This window comes from Halobacterium litoreum, assembly GCF_021233415.1.
Classification (GTDB): domain Archaea; phylum Halobacteriota; class Halobacteria; order Halobacteriales; family Halobacteriaceae; genus Halobacterium; species Halobacterium litoreum.
Genome location: NZ_CP089466.1, coordinates 1,329,717 through 1,346,433 on the forward strand (window position 1 = coordinate 1,329,717; position 16,717 = coordinate 1,346,433).

The following is a 16,717-nucleotide window of genomic DNA, read 5'->3' on the forward strand; positions in this document are numbered from 1 at the left end:
ACCCATCGGGGAGCGACGGGTCCGCAAGTCACCTCGTTACAAACCACACAGTTTGTCGCCCACTTAGTCTTTACCAACTGTCCAGTTTGTTGCATTGACTGAATGGTTTGCCAAACCGGCGGCATGAAAATAGTAATACGGCTCCCGGTTGGTCGGTACTCACATGGCGATGCCCCGGTTGGCTGATTGGATGACTCCCGTCGACAGAGACATCCTCGAACGCCTCTGGAACGAAGGCAACCGGGAACTGCGACTGACTCCCGCGATGATAGCCGAGAACGTCGATTGGGGCCACCAAGCAGTTCGTGAGCACGTTCTGACGCTCCGGGAACACGACCTGATTGAACACGCGGACGAAACTCGCGGTGTCTACCAGCTCTCGGAGCGCGGTCGTGCGTGGTTGGAGGGCGACCTGCCGACGGACGCCCTCGAAGACGACTGATTGTTGCTGCTACGAGCATCACGTCGAGAGCGAAGAACGCCCTGGTAAAAGCGCAGACGCGGGAACGAACGGAAACACCCCGAACCGGCTCTACCTCTCGAAGGGTGGTGCGTCAGAGGCGCTACCTGCGAACGGAAGTGCGAACGGAAAGCGAACGGAAGCGCGATTGGTCCGGTCCGGAAGAATATTGCATCTGCCAGATAAGCGGCATCTATGAAGGTGCGGAACAATCTGGAAAAGGGGAAGAATCGGCTTGGGACGCCGCGTGCGAAGCTCGTGCTCGCGCTCGTGGCAATTGGCGCGCTCGTCGCGCTCGCGGGGTGTAGCGGCATCATGGGGTCGGGCGGACCCTCGGTGTCCGACCCCGCGATTCAGATGTCAGAAGACGACGAGCCCGTACTGGCGTTCAACTACTCGGTGAACGACTACTCGAAGGTGCTACTGGAAGGGCCAAGTGGCACGGTTCTGAACTCTGGCGAGGTATCGCCGGAGAACAACCGCACTGGCTTCTATCTCTACGACCCGAAGGGTGGCGAGTACACGGTCGTCCTCCAGCAGGGCGGCGACACAAAGGCCACGAAGTCAGTCACGTTCGACGGCCCGAACGCGGAGGTCCAGTCGGTCGAGGCGAACTGGTCGGGGAACAAAGTGCAGAACGTGAAGGTCACGGTCGAGAACTCCGGTGACGTGCCGGTGCAGTTGATGAACGCGACTGCCACGGCTCGGGGCGATGGCGTGAGCGAAACGATGCTCTACGAGTGGGTTCCCGCAGGAACGACTGAGACGGTGAACATCACGTCGTCCTACGGGGCTTCGATGGCGATCGAGAAGCCGGGCGACGTCCGCGGGTCCGTCGAGGTGAACACCACGGACTCGACTCTCACCGGGTCGTTCGAGAAGACCTTCGAGGGCCCGAAACTCTCCATCGTCGACGTGACCGACAACTGGAACGGGAACACGTTCGAGACGGCCGACGTGACCGTGAAGAACACCGGTGACCTCCCGACGAGCGCTGAGGTGCTGGTCAACTACGGCGACGAGACAGTCGGTTCCTCGTACGACAAAGACCTTCCTGCGGGTGCGACGGTGAACTTCGAAGCGAGCGCCCTCGGGTACATCTATCAGGCGGAGTCCGGCGGGAACCTGACGTTCGACGTTGTTCTCAACTCCTCGTCTGGCTTCAAGACTGAGCAGATTACCCACGAGGTCGAGGGAGCGAGCGTCCAGCTTCAGTCGATGAAGACGGCGTGGCAAGAGGGTGAACTCACGGGTGTGCCGTTCTCCGCGAGGAACAACGGTGCCGTCGAGTCGGAGTTCGACGCAAAAGTGCTGGTGAACGGCGAACAGGTCGCGACCGAAACCTTCTGGTTGGATCCGAAGACGTCCTCTGAGTTCAGTATTGAAGCGGGCTACTTCTCGGACCCGCTCTACGCACCGAGTGGTGACGGCGGAACGTACAACGTCACGCTCCAGATTTCGGGAGACGGCTGGACTGATTCGGAATCCACCGAAGCGACGTTCACCGGAGTCGAAGGCGAGATTCTCGACGTGTCTACGATGTCGTTCTCGAACTACGACTCGAACACGTCTGACCTGTCGAGCGTGGACTTCACGCTCCGGAACACTGGTGACGTGCCTATGGACTACGACAGCGTTCGACTCAAGGTCGACGGGGTGAGCAACACGCTTTCCGAGAGCCCGATTTCCAGTCTGTCGCCGGGCTCATCCAACACGGTCTACCTCAGCCCGGACATCACGATTGAAGACGGGTCACACCAACTCACCGTCGAAGTGCTCGACGGCGGCGAAGTCGTCGCCTCTACGTCGACGACCATCAGCACGGACGGCTAACTCCGCTTCTACTGGTGCGGGTAGGCGTACGTCTTCCCGCGGCCGTTGCCCTCTGAGGCGATGAGGTCGTATTCTTCGAGGCGCGCGAGGTACTTCCGTCGGGTGCCGCGAGCCACGGGGTCCTGGGCGCGATCCTCGTAGCGCGCGTGGAGCGTGCCGCCGTCGAGGTCGCCCGCGTCGCGAATAATTTCATAGAGCAGGCGCTTGTCCGTCCCGAGCCGTCGGACGCGACTCTGCCGGACGGCACCACGCGCTGATTCTTTCGCGGCCTCGACCACGTCGGCAGTAATCTCGTCGCGTTCGTCGTCGACGGCGTGCTCGACCGAAGCCCGGAGTAGGGCGATGCCGCGGCGGGCGTCGCCGGCCGCGAGGTCCGCGATGTACCGGAGCGTGTCGTCGCGGATGACACCCGGCTGGAGGCCGGCCTTCACGCGCCCTCGCAGGATGGCGGTCATCTCCTCGATGCTGTACCGGTCGAGCCGTATCGTTCGCGCGGACCCGAATCGGCTCTGGAGTTGGCCGTCGAACTCGGCGAACAGTCGGTCCTCGTCGAGACAGACCATCAGGAGGGTGAGGTTCCGCATCTCCCAGAGCGACTGGAGGGTCCGGTAGTCGTCGAGGACGTGGACTTCGTCCACGATAGCGATGACCTGCCCGTCGATCTCCCGGAGCCGGTCGGCGAACGCGGAGGCCGGCGTCCCGTCCCGGCGGAGGTCGTTGGCGACGCCCGCGTCGTTCGCCAACGCCCGGAACGCGTCGGCGCGACTGGAGTTGCTCATCGCGTTCAGGTACGTGGAGGTGAGCGTGAGGTTCTCGCGCTGGAGTAGTTCGACGACGTGGCGTGCGAGCGTCGTCTTTCCGGTTCCTGAGGGTCCGAAGATGAAGGCGTCGCCACCGGCTACGCCGTCGGCGAGCGGCTGGAGTGTAGACGTGAGTGCGTCGATTTCACCGTCTCGATGGTAGAGCTCCTGCGGGACGAACTCCTGCTGGAAGGCGCGGGCGTCGGTAATCATGGCAGAGCGTAGACGCGTCTGCGGGATGAACGCCAGCCGTCCGTGGTGAAAGTGGAACTACTCTCTAACTGTAGTTTTGAAAATCATTAAATCACTGCCGTGTTGACTGTAGAATATGCCGGGAGAAGGCGATGAAGACGAGTCGGATAGTAGCTCCAGTTTTACTGCGGCGGTCATAGGTGGCGGAGCAGGCTTTGCTATCGGTGGACCGGCCGGTGCGGCCGCAGGAGCCGCCATCGCATCGTGGCTCGACAGTCAGCAGGAAGCCGCAGAGGACGGTCTCAGTGAACACCACAGTGCGCTTCTTCGAGCGGCGCAAGCGACCAACGAAATTGCCGACGAACGCGGTGGTAAGAGCGCGAGCCTCTACCTCGCTCACATCGACGGTGATGAATACGGTGTCGATGCGGAAGACGGGAACACGCGCAACGTCCTATCCGCAATCGACGGGGACCCGGACCTGATTTACTCGGATGTCGGCGGACCGACCGGGAGCATGATCGTCGAGGTCGAGACCGCCGAGGCGCTGACGACACAGAAGAGTCACGTCCTGGAGCAACTGGAGGACTACCGGCTTAGCGGTTACCAGACCGTGCTGGCGATGCCCGCGGGCCAGAAGGAAGTCGCTGAAGAATTCGTCGAGGAGAACGACGTTCGCGATCCAATCTATGTGGTTGAGGCACGAGCAATTGGCGAATTCCTCTACTGAAGACTGACGTGCCGGTTCGCGCTAATCTAAAATCTGTTGTCCCAAGCTTCGCTCGTCCTGTTTGAAGCGAACTTGGCCATGGTTGTTGCGATGCTCATCTGTGTAGTATTTCCCCTCAAGGAATCTCTCATCACCCTGTTGTCGTAGATGAAGGTCGTTGGTACCCTCGTGGATGGTCATCGATTCCTGTGAATCACCCGTCGGTCGGTTTTGATATGTGAGTCTAAGAACGGGTGTCGTCATATCGTGCATTATAGACGCAGTTTGACTCGAGGACACAGAGTTCTTGAATTCTATTGTCACCTGAATACTGGTCCAGGTCTGATCAATCGTCATTTTTGGCCCGTGTTTTTCCGTTCCTCCATCAGCTTGGAAGTCGCCCATTGTGGTTTGTTCATACGAGGATTGCAATCCTCCATACCATTCTCCGTTTAAATCAGGCATAGAAGTAAATTTCCGAATGACTGGGAATCGCCAGAGATACCGGTCCCAGATAATGTATGTTAATGTGAATATAGATAGTGTAGGAAGGCCCGGCGGTAGGGTGTCTTCTGACAGTAATGGCAATTTTTCGAAAAGGCCTACCAAACTAGCCTGGTAGAACCAAGTGAAGAGGACAGCAAATAGCATCAAATAGCCCACCTTTCTCCACCTCGAACCCGGACTTGAATACGGATGCATCAGTATGAATCCCACACCTCTTGGAATGCCTCAATTGTAGCATTGGCGTCTTCAACGGTCCAACGGTCAGGATCGCCATCGACACAGAGAGAGTACATCCCAGATTGCTCACTGAAAGAGCTGACATCAGCGTCATCCAACCAATCTACGATGTCCAAATATCGAGTCGGTAAGTCCGTCTCGGTGAAATAATCATCTGGGACATTGTAAAGAAGCCCCTCAAGGTAATACGATGAAGCGGTTTCGCCGTCTAAAATACCGTATTCTACAGCACGATTGCGCGCATTCTTGAACATCCGGATTGTTCTTTTGTATTCTCCGTCAGTATTCTCTTCCTGATTCTTCTCTTCACCGTTTCTCTTGTGCTCTTTGGAATAATTTACAATCTCCCTACTTAGCCAATTTTTAGTTTTAAAGTACATACCTGACGTATACTCTTCCTCACCATCTGCTGTGAACTTGTGATATTTCCTGTATTCTGCACAGGCTACGACATCTGCATCAATCGGAATGGGTGTTTCATCGTTTGAGTCCACTTTTATTGCTTTCTCTCCGATTTCCAAATTATCTCGCCCATAGTAGCCTCGGAGAGCCCTAACAACCTCTTTGTGGAAATCTTCCCATTCGTAACCAAGATCGGTATACTCATCCCAAAATCGCTCTTTTTCGGCAGAAGACAGGTCAGAAAGATCCTCCTCGAATGGCATAGTAATCCGCACTACAATATCTACATCGCTGTTTCCATAGACGTTCGTATGATTCGCATAGGAGCCTTGCAAGTAAACCTCATAGGAGTGGGAGAACCCATCACGACCTAGTCCGTACCGATCCTGGTCTATCGCATTCTTTACTGAGCTGTATGTGGTGCTGGAGGATTGAATAGCACCCTGGGAAGTCCAAGTTTCCAACTGTGAGGACGGAATCGCCATGAGGTATTCAACAGGGCATTGCGTCATGAGATAATGAATGTTCTGTCTATTGAGAGAAGAACGAACTCCTAACTCCTCATGACATTGTCGCACTCCCTCAGAGAGTGCGACACATTCGCGCCGATTCACGCCCGAATCGGCCCCGTCAGGGGGAAGATTCTAGGAGTTCCGTCGCACTTCTCGAAAAGAACGACATGCAGATGGAAGACCACAACGAGGACGACGGGCGCAAAGTCTGGCTCACCGAGGAGGAAGCCGACCAGTTCCTCGACGCCGCCGACGACACCCAGCAGTGCATCGCGTTCGGCCTCGGCCTCCGCTGCGGCCTGCGCTGCAAGGAAATCGTCGACGCCACCCCGCGCGACGTGACCGACGGCCCCGCCGGGACGTTCCTGCGCGTGGAGCACGGCAAGGGCGGCAAGTATCGCGAGACGCCACTCCCTCAGGACCTCGCGACGACCATCCAGACGGTCGGCGACCTCCGCGACGAGCCCGACGACGTCCCACTCGTCGATGTCTCGACGCGCACGGTCGAGCGGTGGGTCGAAAGCGCCCGTGACGACCTCGCCGAGCACGAGGACGACGGCTGGACGTATCTCACGCCCCACGACCTCCGGCGGACGTGGGGCACGCTCCTCTGCGAGCGCGAGGTCGAGCCCGGACTCGTGATGGAGTACGGCGGCTGGGAGGACTGGGACACGTTCCGTGAGCACTACCTCGGTCAGTACAGCGTGAAGGCTCAGCAGCGAGCACGCGAGAAAGTGCCGTGGCTCTGACTACGAACTACTGGATCTATCATCAATTGAGGGTTCAACAAGCCCATAGAACGCCTATTTGACGTACCTATCGTTATTATTCGAGAGGATTTGCAAAACACCTAATGAGTTCCTCGTTGTCAGATAGTGTATGCCGCTGGGGGAGATATTATCGGTACTGGGCGTGGGATCACTTCTGGGAACCATTGGAGGATATGAGTATCGGCGGCGGCGTGAAGAATCTCGGGAGAGAGCCAATGCTCTGGAAACTTGGTTTGACGAGTCGCTTGGGCTAATTGGCCGTGGCGTACACGCGATCCAAACAGCACAGCACCGTAGCGATCCGGACTATGAGGGGATTCTAGACGATTTGGCCGTGTACTCAGAGGGACTTCACGTAAAGGCAAAGAATCCCCCGGATGGTGTATCGGATTCGGCTGTAAGTCACGTTCAGCGAGTCTCTACAGTGTATGCGAAGGCAAGTAAGGTAGCGGAGGTCGAGGGTGAAAAGCAAGGTGTTGAGTTGCTGCAAGAGTTATTTGAGATGGCTCAGAAAGAACCCCAGGAGCGAGTAGATTTTGAGGAGGCAATAACTCAAGCAGCAGGTGAATCGCCCGCGTTCGGTAATCTAATCGGAGCAGTTGAACAGAACATCTCCGGAGGGCGTGGTGAGTTTGCGGAGGAAGTTGAGGAGATAATAACTGAGTGGGATTCGAGTGAATTTAAGCAGTTGATGTTGGGCGCAGCGAACCGTGGCGGGGGTGTAGAGTCAATAACGGAGCAAGCTATGGATCTGTTTTTCACAATTGCTCAAGATGTATCGGTCAACTCAATGGATATGCTGAAATCCGAGAAACGCAGCAGATGAGTTGACTTAGTGTACTCCAGCCCCCGTACTTAGCAATTCAACGCTGGCATTCGACGGATAAGGAGTCTGTAGCTGTCCGGTCGGTTCTCCCAGTCCCAAGATAATTCAACAAATCCGAACTACTCGGTCTGAAGGTCGATGACGACGCGTCCGTCGCGGTAGGTTACGAGCAGCACTTCTTGTTCGGTTTCGACGCCGTCCTCGTCGAGGAGTCCGAGCTTCCGCATCGAGTCCTTCGGGAGACTGATGCCGGGCTGGTCGTTCCCGAGGTCGCGGAGTTCTCGGTGGCCCTTGTCGAGGATGTCGGGAATCGTGCTCGGTCGTTCTGAACCGGTTGCCATACTCCGGAAGGGGCGCTCTCTGGACTTAATATAATAGCAGAGTGCGGTCATTTTGCGATTAATTTTCGCCCACTAAGGCCGGGACTCGCCAATTCGAGGGTAGCGTCGCGCTGTACCTCGTGGTCCGAGCCAGCAGCCGACGCCCGAACCCATGGCCACATCGCAATCGGGGCCACCGACGGGTGGTCCACACGACGTTTCTGAAACGGGCGCTCGCAGCGAGATAGCGACGCGCCTCCAGCTTCGTGACGTCGCCGCGCTCGGTGACGACCTGCGGCGGCTTCTCGGAGGTGACGCACAGTGAACGCGGGCGACGCCTTCGTCCGTGTTCTGGACACCGACCACCGCCACGACACGGTAACGCTCACTGTCGAAACCGCGGACGGCGACTCGTTCGGCATCCAGTACGCCACCGCGTTCGGCGAGAGCATCCCACCGCTCTGGAACCTCTGCTACGACCCACCCATTCAGGAGGTCGACTGGCTGGAGGAACGCCACAGCGGTGAGAAGTTCGTCGAGTACCGCGCGGAGACGACGGACTCGCTGGCCGCAGTGCGTATCGCCCACCAAATCAAGCAGGAGGTCGGCGGCGACGACGCCGTCTTCGCCGACGCCTCGACGTACCAGCGCGGCAAGCCCATGCCCGCGTACTTCGAGGAGGCAGGCCGGCGATTCGCTGACGCTGCACGGGAAGCGTGGGGCGCGGTCGCGGGGGCTGTTCGATGACCTCCGGGAAGTCGAGTCAGCACGAGCGCGCCGCCCACATGCGGCACTCCGGCCGCATCCGCGGTCGCGCGAAAGCCGCTCTCGCCCGTCTCCTGCGGAGGATCAAGCCGTGACGCGCCACGGAGTCGCATCGCTCGCTAACCGATTTTCATCCAACACATGAACACGAACGCACTCACGAAGGTCGGCGTCGCGCTCGCGGCCATCTTCCTGATGGTCTCGGCAGCCGCGACGCCAGCCGTAGCCGCATCGACACTCAACTACGACGACGGACAGGCACCGAACCCACAGTTCTCCACGGACGTCACGGTCGACTCCTGGGACAACGGCGAGTTCAACAGCCCGCTGGAGTATTACGACGACAGTGGTGACGCCGCCACGCTCGGCGGTGAACTGAACCGCTCGACCGACGTCGACGACCTCGGCACCGGGACGGTGAACCCAATCTCGCTGACGGCGACCGACATCAGTATCGCCGAGTTCGGCGAGTTCCCTCGGAAAGACGAGGGCGACAACGTGGCGTCGTTCCTCGACGCCTCCGAGTGGACGACCTCGGGCGCGAGCACGAGTGAAGTGACGACCGCGCCGAACGTCGAGGCCATCCGGTACACGGGCTCGGCGACCTCGGACGCCGCCACCTACGGGAACTTCAGCATCTCGTCGTCGGCGGAGAAGCGGTACATCCAGATTGCCGCGGACGTCACCTCGGCGTCTGGCACTCCGGAACTTCGCGTGGAGGACCAGGACGGCGACTACGTCGCTGTTGAACTGTACAACTCGTCGGCCAACCAGAGCGCGGACGGCGTGCTCGCCAACCAGACCGGCGAGGGCCACGTCATGCAGGTTCAGGTCGGCTCCCTCGCGGTGCAGGGCTCCGGCGACGGCACCATCACGGACATCGCGGCGCTGAACGTGACGGGGCAGGCGACGGTCGACTTCTCGCTCGTGAACGTCGAGCGCACCTCGCCGTACACGTTCGGCGAGCGGTACGTCCAGACGGACGACGACGAGGAACTGGAGACGGAGACCATCCGCGAGCCGCACGGCGAGTACAGCGTCCACAGCGTGGACACGCTCGGCGCGATGTTCGACGACGCGGTCGTGAAGGGTCTGAGTTACCCCGCGCACGTCGAGGCGGCGATGCTACCGGCGGAGGACGTGGATGCGACGTTCAAGGGCGACAACGCGTACCCGCAGTGGGATTCGGTGGCGGACATCTACTACCGGATGACGCTCCCGGACGCGTACGACCTCTCCTACAGTAACGTCGAGCTCTCGCAGACGAGCGAGTGGCCGGGCACGCGGTACGTCTCGGTCGAGATGGTCGAGGGCGCCGGCGACACGGACTTCGAGGACATCGAGTCGTGGACGTCGCTCACGTCCTCGTTCGACGCGCAGGACAAGGACATCACGCTGGACTCGACGGTGTCGCCGGGCACGGAGTACGCGCTCCACTACGAAATCAAGCTCACGGGCGACGAGGCGTCCGCGATGCAGTCCGCGGGCGGCCCCGGCGTCATGGAGGGCGAGGGCGGCGGCTTCTGGTCGATGCTCTTCAGCCCCATCGGCGCCATCGGCACGGCTATAGCTGGACTCCTCACCGGTCGCAAGTTCGAGGTGATTTGATGGCCCAGCTAAGTCTGGGGGATGGTTCGCCGACCGCAGTCCTGTCGGGAGTGACATCGTTCATTTCCGCTGGCGGGAAGCTGGGGAATCTCCTGTCGGGCTTCGTGTTCGGCATGGGAGCATCCCTCTACATCGGCGTCGGCCGCATCATCAACGCGGTCGTCACGTTCATCACGACTCCCTTCGAGTCCGGCGCGAACGCCATCGGAACGCTCATCTCCGGGATTCTGGCATCCCCCGCAGAAATCCTCGAAATCACGGCGCAAACGACTGGCGTCCGGATTTCCGAGGAGTTCGGCTGGCTCGCGTTCGCCGTTGGTGTCGCCGTCGTACTGGGCTCGCTGTACATGGTGACCCAGTACCTCGAACAGGAGGAGACCGGGGACACGTTCGTCGGGCTGCCATTCGACACGCCGGACCTCGGCCCGTTCGAGATCGGCGTGACCGAGGAGGGAGAAGACGAGCAATGACGCTGGTGCTCACCGCTCCTTCGACCGTTCAGCGGGGTGGTGAGCCGTGAGTATCCTCGACCGGTTCCTCAACACGACCAGTGACTCCGGCGTCGGGTTCGAACTCGTCAACGTCGCGAACCCTGTCAACTGGACGGGCCTGACGAAGGCACTCGTCTCGTCGTTCCTCGGGACGATTGTTCTCGGCCTCCAGTACGGCATCGACGCTGTCGTCGGCTCGATTGTCGGCATCTTCCGAGGGCTGAGAGAGTGGCTCTACGACCCGCGAATTGTCTTCCGGTATCCCGGTGGAAAGCGCACGCTGGAGCCGCTCACCGGACTCATTCCACAAATCGAGGGCAGGCTTCTCGACATCATCGACGCCACGTTCACCGCGTACGCGGGGTTCGGCTGGCTGAGCTACCCGCTCGCAGTCGCCAGCATCCTCATCGCGCTGTACGTGCCGATTCGAGCGCTGGCGTACGCCCGCGAGGAGGTGCTGTAGCGTGCCTCCGTGGGTTCCCAGCCAGGTGCCGGATGTCAAAATCAAGTGGAAGAGCATCGTCAACGTCCCGACCCCGCTCAAGCGGTTCATCGCGGCACCGGTCGCGTTCATGTTCGGGGCGTTCCTGAGCGTGTTTTTCGACGGCCTGGAAGTCGTCGTCACAGCGACGCTCGACGCGGTGCTCTTCGTCGTTGAGGGGGACGCCGTCGGCTCGACGGCCGGGATGCTCGGAATCGTCGACATTCCACGGCTGGCGGCAAACCTCCTCACGGGCGCCGGAGGCTGGGTCGGGACCAGCCTCATCACCGCCGTCGGTGACTTGCTCCTGACGCTTCGGGGCGTCGTCGCGGCGGCTGGGCCTGCGGCGCCGGTCCTTCTCGGGGTGATTCTCGCAGGGTTCATCGTCGGGTCAGCGCTCGCGGCGCGCTGGCTGTACAATCGGCTTGCAGACGTGATCGTACCACTATGATAAGCAAATTCGAAGACATCGTCACGCATCCCGTCACGGTGGCGAGCGCGGCGCTCACGAGCGCCAGCCAACTGTTCACCGTGCCGTTTCTCGACGCGATGCTCGCGGTCGTCTACGCTAACATCTCGACGTTGTTCACGGCCAGTTCTGTCGGCGCGTTCACCATCGTGCCGCGGCTGCCCGTGCCAGCGTGGCTCGGAGAGACAGCGCAGGTGACCGCGATTCTGCTCGGGCTCGGGTACGCGGGGAAGCTCGTGTACGGTGTCGCCAAAGACGCACAAGAGAGACTCTAACAATGCCAGACACACTCACCATCGTACTCGGAATCGGCCTCGTGGCAGTTGTCGTGTACGCCCTCGGTTTCGGGCGGACCGCACGAGGCGCGAAGACAGGCGCATCGAAAGCGAAAGGACTCGCCACCAGCACCGGCACCATGCTCGCTGGCGGCGCGATGAGCGGGCTCGTCGCGGGCGACGCACTCGCGCAGTACCTCGCGAGTGACCCCGCGGTCGCCATCGCGGGCGTCACCGGCCTGCTCGGCACGCTCGGCCTCGCCGGGCGCGTGTCGCTCACGCCACTCCAGTACGCGCTCATCGTGCTGGTGATGCTCATCGGGTACGCGGCCCTCACGAACGGAGGCGACTGACCATGTCGGTCCTCGAACCGAGGTGGTCCCGATGACCCTCTCGTTCCAAGACGACATCCGGCTCCGAGATGTCCGTCGCCTCGACCCGGTGAATCAGGGGAACTTCGTCATGGGTCTCGTGACGCTGGCGCTGGCAGGCCAGGAGATTGCAACCGGCGGTCTCGCGTTCGCGGCGGCCTTCCTCGTCCTCGGACTGGTGAACCTCTGGGTCGTCGACCGGAAGCTCCGCGAGGTGTCGCCGTGACGGAGGTCGAACGCTTCCAGCGTGCGGCGGCGTGGGTCGGCGCGCATCCGTACGCGGCGGCCGCGTCGGCGGCGTCGATGGTCGGCTTCTCGGTGACGCGCGGCGAGGTCGTCGAGTGGGTCGAGGGCGTCGTCGCGAACGCGGGCGACTACTACGCGCTCGTCGACCTCGGCGTCGAGGCTCTCGAATCGTTCCCGCTGCTCGGCGAGCCGCTCGCGATGATCGGGTCGCCCGCTGCGGGCACGCTCGGCCTCATCGTCCTCTGGAAGCGCGTTCGCGGCCAGAACGCCAGCGGCGGCGGAGGTGGCGCATGACCTCGCGTCGTGCGGCTATCGGCGTCTCGGTGCTCGTCTTGCTCTCGGTGCTGGCGGGCGTCGGCGCTGTCGCCGCTCAGGAGAGCCCGGAGGGCTGGGAGCCGCCGGGTCAGTTCCCCATCGAGGACCTCCGGCAGGGCGGCGCACAAGACCCGGACGCGCCCGACTCTGCGCGGATGCTCGGAAACCCGGTTCGCGGGTCGGCGGCGTGGCGGTACACGCCCGTCAGTCCGCTCAAGCAGAGCACGCAGTACCTCGACTCTGGGCAACTGCTCCAGTCGGACAGGATGGAGTTCTACTCGACTGCCTTCGGCGACGCCGCGGGCGAGTACACGCTCGTACTCGTCTACTGGAACGAGGAATCGAAGCGCGTGAACGGAACGCAGGTGACGTACGCGGCCGACCAGTCCGTCCAGCGCATCACGCTCGACGTCGAGGAGGGCTACGCCACCCAAGAGGTCGAACTGCGGTCGCACTACGACTCGAAGAAGCAGGTGACGGCGTGGCTGGAACGCGACGGCGAAGAGGTTGAGGGCGCACGCTGGCGGTTCCAACACCGCAGTAACCCGCTCACCGCCTCACCTGGGTACCCCATCAACTCGAAGAGCGACATCTGGCGGTGGGCCGCCATCAACATCTTCCTGCCCGGCGTTCCGGGCATCCTCATCGGCCGGCGTGCGGCGGGCCACGTTCTCGACCGGACGATTGTCGGGCCGCAGAAAGGCGGGTTCTGGTGGGCGATCGTGCTCGCCGGCCTCCTGTTGGTCGCGCTCGCGGTCGGCACGTGGCAGACCGCCGCTGTCCTCTCGCGAGCCCCGTACGTCGCGGGCCTGTTCGTCGCGATGTTCTCGTTCGCGGCGTTCCTCGGGTTCCGCGACCAGGAGGTCGAGCGCGCCGAGTTCAACCAGAAGGACCTCGAAACGGTCACCTCGGTTTCCGGCGAGGACTCGAAGCGCGCCCGCCACGAGGACATCCAACTTCTCGACATCATCCGGCGGGACGGTAAAATCTACACGCCAGCGCCGGGTCTTCGGCCGTTCTTCGCGCGGTACTGGGCGGACCCTGCGCACGTCGACGAGACGGACCTGAAGACGGTGAACAACACGAGCGGTGACGTCTCGAAGAAGTACGAACTCGACCCGCAGGCCGACGACCCGCTCGTGCGGACGCCGGCCCGCCTCGCGTTCGAGCCGGCGTTGACGACCGACGAGGAGCCGGAGCCAGTCTTCGAGCCGGAAGACGACACGGAGTCGCTGTCGACGCCGCACCAGGTGGTGAACTCCATCGCGGGCGGGCTCGGTACGTTGAACCTCGGGTTCCTCGGGCCGGCCATCCTCGGTGGGGCGCTCGTCTACTTCGGGGTGAAGGCGTGGCTCGGTGTCCCGTCGATTGCAGCGCTGGCCGGCATCATGCCGGCAGTCGTGACGGGCTACACGGCCCACGACGGCTCGCTGGACATCGTCGAGGCCCCGTACCACTTCTCTGAGGCGAGAGCGATTCTCGCCGACGAGCGCGCGCAGTACGACGAGGCGTCGACGTTCGAGCAACTCCAGAAGCAGGTCGCCAAGATGGACATGGACGGCCACGAGCGCGTGCTCGACGTGCTGGAGTCCCACTGGCAGAACAGCAGCAAACTCCTCGACGACATGCTCGGCGTCGAGGACCCAACCGACGGCGACGAGACCAGTCGGGAGCGGCCACGGCGGCCGCAGCGGAGCCGGGAGGCGGGTGACGACTGATGCCGGACTCCGCACTCGCCGATCTCCTCGAACCCCACGGCGACGACGCTGGCCACGACTCCCAGCACGCGTGGGTGCCGGGGCTCCCGACGCTTCGCGCCCAGCAGAACGAGCTGGTGAATCGACTCCGGAGCGGCTTCGAGACCCGTGAGGACGTGTTCCTCTGGACGCACGCGGTCGCCGCGCTCTCGTTCGGGCACGTTCCCGACGCGTGGTTCTTCGAGTTGCTGAGCGACCGGTTCCGCGTCGCCGCGCTCCTCGACGACCAGAACACACGCGAGCGGATGGCGACGCATCCGCCGAACGACAGCCAAGCCGACTTCGTGCGGGACAGCATCCAGCAGGCGACGCTCTCGGAGGCGTTCCGCGCGAGCCGGGCGGACATCCGGGCGACCGCCGCGGACTTCACGGACGGCGAAGGCGGCGTGGGCGACCCGGAGAGCCAACGCTTCCTCGGGATGCGGCCACGCCTCCACCAAATCGCCGTCGAGCAACACCGCGCGCTCAGGAGCGCGTTCACCGCCTTTCAGTCGCGGCGGGCGGTCCTCGACTGGGTCGACCACCTCGACTACGCCACGCTCGGATTCCTGCCGGCGGGCTTCCCGTCGACGGTGACGAACCCGTCCTCGGACTGGTGGGCGGTGCTTCGGCAGTCGGAGAGCAGCGTCTGGCTCCAACTACGGCTGGCGCAGACGGTGCTGCCGGCGATGAACGAGGCGCTGCGGGAGGCGATGGAGACCGGCACGGAGGAACCGGACAAGCTGAGCGAGATGGAGGTGCCATCCGGATGAGCACACAGGAACACGAACCTACTGACACCGACGACGACCGAGCGTACTGGACGCCCCCAGGCGACTACGACTGGGGCGAAGGAACCCGGCAGGCCCGCCGCCAGCGCGGCGAAGCCCTCGATGAGGACGACGCCGTCTTCGAGGACGGCACCGTCTGGACGGACGCTCACGAGATTCGCCTCGCGTCCGAACTCTTCGAGGCGGTGCCGGGCGAGTTCGACATGGACGACTACAACTGGGACGTCTACCCGGACACGCTCGTTCACGAGAAGCCCGCCGAGGAGACCTCGTCGGCGGGCGGGACGGACTGGCTGGCGCTCGGGAAGCGCGGCGCCGGGAAGACGACACACAACCGCTTCTGGGCGCTCCGCGTGATGGAAGCGAACCCGGACGAAATCGTCGTCTGGCGCGGTAGCCCGTCCCGCTCCGGGTGGGCGGGCCTCCGCGAGTGGGCGACTGTCTGGCTTCCGGAGAACGCGAGCGTCGACGCGACGTGGCGCGCGGAACGCCGCGGCGTCGCCCCGGAGGACGTCAACCTCGACGACGTTGTTCGGCAGGTGCGGCGGTACGAGGACCCGGTGGACCTGCTCGACCAGCTCGGCGAGCAGCCCGGCGGGACGTTCCACGTCGTCTACCCGGACCCGTCGTTCACGCGCTGCGAGGAACTGACGGCGGACTCCGACCGCGTCTCCGAGTCCCTCCCGTTCACGGCCGCGTGGGAGACGATGGGCGAGGAGACGGCGACGCCGCTCCAGCACTGGTGGTTCGCGTTCGCGCTCGCGGCCGTCGACTACCGGAGCGCGCAGTACTGGCTGTCCCTCATCTTCGACGAAGCCGGCGACCTCGCGCCCGAAGACGCTGAGGAAGACGACCATCGGACGTGGGCGAAGGTGTCGATGCTCCGCTCCATCTACGCCGATAGCCGGAAGTTCCGGTTCTCGATGTACTGGAGCGCCCACTACGAGGCGAACCTCCATCCGAAGTTCCGGCGCGAGGTCGAGCGCTACATCTCGATGCCGGACGGAAGCCCGAATCCGACCACGAACCGCTCGCGGTCGGTGCCGCTCGGCTTCGACACGGTCCCGATGATTAGCGACCTGATGGGCGGCCGCGACGTCGGGACGGCGCTCATGTTCGACGAGAGCGAGTTCCAGCTCTACCGCTGGCCCGACCTCTCGCGGCGGGACGGCGACGACCGATGGCTGAAGATTCGCCTCGACGAGCCGACCGGCACCGAGGAGGAGTCCGGGCCGACGCTGGAGTACGACTCGTCGGTGTTCAAGCGCTGGAGCGCGGGCGACGAGGACCGCTTGTACGTGCGCGACCCAGGCGCGGGCTACGTGGACGCCGTCACCGGCGCCGAGGTCGAGGCGCTCGAATCGCCGAAGGAAGGCCTGGAGTTCACGGGCATCCGAGAGGTCGGCGACGAGCGTCTCGTGTCGATGCGAACGCGGGCTGACGAGGAGGAAATCGTCGTGGCTCGCATCCCGATGCACGATGCCGGCCTCGACGGCGCCGAGTCGGGGAGTGGTTCGGTCGAAATCGAGGGAGGTGGCGGCCGATGACCGGGGTCCCGGTCGTTCGCGGCGGGTTCACTCGGCGGCGACCGACACGTACAC

Annotated in this window: 21 protein-coding genes; 17 read left to right on the forward strand and 4 right to left on the reverse strand. The window is 62.6% G+C overall.

All coding sequences use genetic code 11. The features are described from left to right. Nucleotides 1-190 precede the first annotated feature (190 nt). Complete coding sequence (locus tag LT972_RS07350; protein WP_232572572.1) at nt 191-442, forward strand: helix-turn-helix domain-containing protein; 252 nt, start codon at nt 191-193, stop codon at nt 440-442. Nucleotides 443-655: 213 nt separating this feature from the next. Next, nucleotides 656-2,293: a CARDB domain-containing protein gene (locus LT972_RS07355; RefSeq protein WP_232572574.1), complete on the forward strand. Its 1,638-nt coding sequence runs from the start codon at nt 656-658 to the stop codon at nt 2,291-2,293. An 8-nt stretch (nt 2,294-2,301) separates the two neighbouring features. Here LT972_RS07355 and LT972_RS07360 read toward each other — a convergent pair whose 3' ends face one another. Further along, nucleotides 2,302-3,306 (reverse strand): Cdc6/Cdc18 family protein, encoded by a 1,005-nt coding sequence (locus tag LT972_RS07360; RefSeq protein ID WP_232572576.1) that lies wholly within the window; start codon nt 3,304-3,306, stop codon nt 2,302-2,304. A gap of 115 nt (nt 3,307-3,421) precedes the next feature. On the opposite strand from LT972_RS07360, the gene LT972_RS07365 reads away from it, so the two are divergent. Continuing rightward, nucleotides 3,422-4,015, forward strand: coding sequence for a hypothetical protein (locus tag LT972_RS07365; RefSeq protein WP_232572577.1), 594 nt, complete (start codon nt 3,422-3,424; stop codon nt 4,013-4,015). A gap of 21 nt (nt 4,016-4,036) precedes the next feature. On the opposite strand, the gene LT972_RS14925 is transcribed toward LT972_RS07365, so the two are convergent. Together LT972_RS14925 and LT972_RS07370 are read right to left on the reverse strand one after the other, a co-directional pair. After that, complete coding sequence (locus LT972_RS14925; RefSeq protein ID WP_408610822.1) at nt 4,037-4,696, reverse strand: Cap15 family cyclic dinucleotide receptor domain-containing protein; 660 nt, start codon at nt 4,694-4,696, stop codon at nt 4,037-4,039. After that, on the reverse strand, nt 4,696-5,403 hold the full coding sequence (locus tag LT972_RS07370; RefSeq protein WP_232572578.1) for a hypothetical protein: 708 nt from the start codon (nt 5,401-5,403) through the stop codon (nt 4,696-4,698). The genes LT972_RS14925 and LT972_RS07370 overlap by 1 nt, the downstream gene beginning before the upstream one ends. A gap of 416 nt (nt 5,404-5,819) precedes the next feature. On the opposite strand from LT972_RS07370, the gene LT972_RS07375 reads away from it, so the two are divergent. Then, nucleotides 5,820-6,401: a tyrosine-type recombinase/integrase gene (locus tag LT972_RS07375; protein ID WP_232572579.1), complete on the forward strand. Its 582-nt coding sequence runs from the start codon at nt 5,820-5,822 to the stop codon at nt 6,399-6,401. A 130-nt stretch (nt 6,402-6,531) separates the two neighbouring features. Beyond that, on the forward strand, nt 6,532-7,248 hold the full coding sequence (locus LT972_RS07380; RefSeq protein WP_232572580.1) for a hypothetical protein: 717 nt from the start codon (nt 6,532-6,534) through the stop codon (nt 7,246-7,248). Nucleotides 7,249-7,367: 119 nt separating this feature from the next. Here the strand turns inward: LT972_RS07380 and LT972_RS07385 are convergent, their stop codons facing one another. After that, on the reverse strand, nt 7,368-7,589 hold the full coding sequence (locus tag LT972_RS07385) for a hypothetical protein (RefSeq protein WP_232572581.1): 222 nt from the start codon (nt 7,587-7,589) through the stop codon (nt 7,368-7,370). A gap of 300 nt (nt 7,590-7,889) precedes the next feature. Between LT972_RS07385 and LT972_RS07390 the strand changes: the two genes are divergently transcribed. The 12 genes from LT972_RS07390 to LT972_RS07445 all read left to right on the forward strand — a co-directional run bounded on the left by LT972_RS07390 (nt 7,890) and on the right by LT972_RS07445 (nt 16,663). Beyond that, nucleotides 7,890-8,315: a hypothetical protein gene (locus LT972_RS07390; RefSeq protein ID WP_232572583.1), complete on the forward strand. Its 426-nt coding sequence runs from the start codon at nt 7,890-7,892 to the stop codon at nt 8,313-8,315. A gap of 159 nt (nt 8,316-8,474) precedes the next feature. Beyond that, entirely contained in the window at nt 8,475-9,941 is a 1,467-nt protein-coding gene (locus LT972_RS07395) for a hypothetical protein (RefSeq protein WP_232572585.1), read from the forward strand. Continuing rightward, nucleotides 9,941-10,411, forward strand: a complete 471-nt coding sequence (locus tag LT972_RS07400; protein ID WP_232572587.1) for a hypothetical protein — start codon at nt 9,941-9,943, stop codon at nt 10,409-10,411. Before LT972_RS07395 ends, LT972_RS07400 begins: the two co-directional genes overlap by 1 nt. Before the next feature lie 46 nt (nt 10,412-10,457). Next, nucleotides 10,458-10,895: a hypothetical protein gene (locus tag LT972_RS07405; protein WP_232572589.1), complete on the forward strand. Its 438-nt coding sequence runs from the start codon at nt 10,458-10,460 to the stop codon at nt 10,893-10,895. A 1-nt stretch (nt 10,896) separates the two neighbouring features. Next, the gene (locus LT972_RS07410; protein ID WP_232572590.1) at nt 10,897-11,364 is read left to right on the forward strand and encodes a hypothetical protein; all 468 of its coding nucleotides are present in this window, start codon (nt 10,897-10,899) and stop codon (nt 11,362-11,364) included. Further along, nucleotides 11,361-11,657 carry a hypothetical protein gene (locus LT972_RS07415; protein WP_232572591.1) on the forward strand — a complete coding sequence of 99 codons (297 nt, stop codon included), beginning with the start codon at nt 11,361-11,363 and terminating at the stop codon, nt 11,655-11,657. Before LT972_RS07410 ends, LT972_RS07415 begins: the two co-directional genes overlap by 4 nt. 2 nt (nt 11,658-11,659) lie before the next feature. Then, entirely contained in the window at nt 11,660-12,010 is a 351-nt protein-coding gene (locus tag LT972_RS07420; RefSeq protein WP_232572592.1) for a hypothetical protein, read from the forward strand. A gap of 31 nt (nt 12,011-12,041) precedes the next feature. Then, nucleotides 12,042-12,254 carry a hypothetical protein gene (locus tag LT972_RS07425; protein WP_232572593.1) on the forward strand — a complete coding sequence of 71 codons (213 nt, stop codon included), beginning with the start codon at nt 12,042-12,044 and terminating at the stop codon, nt 12,252-12,254. Next, nucleotides 12,251-12,568 carry a hypothetical protein gene (locus LT972_RS07430; RefSeq protein WP_232572594.1) on the forward strand — a complete coding sequence of 106 codons (318 nt, stop codon included), beginning with the start codon at nt 12,251-12,253 and terminating at the stop codon, nt 12,566-12,568. The genes LT972_RS07425 and LT972_RS07430 overlap by 4 nt, the downstream gene beginning before the upstream one ends. Continuing rightward, a complete protein-coding gene (locus LT972_RS07435; RefSeq protein ID WP_232572595.1) occupies nt 12,565-14,307 on the forward strand; it encodes a hypothetical protein in 1,743 nt (580 codons plus the stop codon). Before LT972_RS07430 ends, LT972_RS07435 begins: the two co-directional genes overlap by 4 nt. After that, nucleotides 14,307-15,098, forward strand: a complete 792-nt coding sequence (locus LT972_RS07440; RefSeq protein WP_232572596.1) for a hypothetical protein — start codon at nt 14,307-14,309, stop codon at nt 15,096-15,098. The genes LT972_RS07435 and LT972_RS07440 overlap by 1 nt, the downstream gene beginning before the upstream one ends. Further along, the gene (locus LT972_RS07445) at nt 15,095-16,663 is read left to right on the forward strand and encodes a hypothetical protein (protein WP_232572597.1); all 1,569 of its coding nucleotides are present in this window, start codon (nt 15,095-15,097) and stop codon (nt 16,661-16,663) included. The genes LT972_RS07440 and LT972_RS07445 overlap by 4 nt, the downstream gene beginning before the upstream one ends. Nucleotides 16,664-16,717 lie beyond the last annotated feature (54 nt).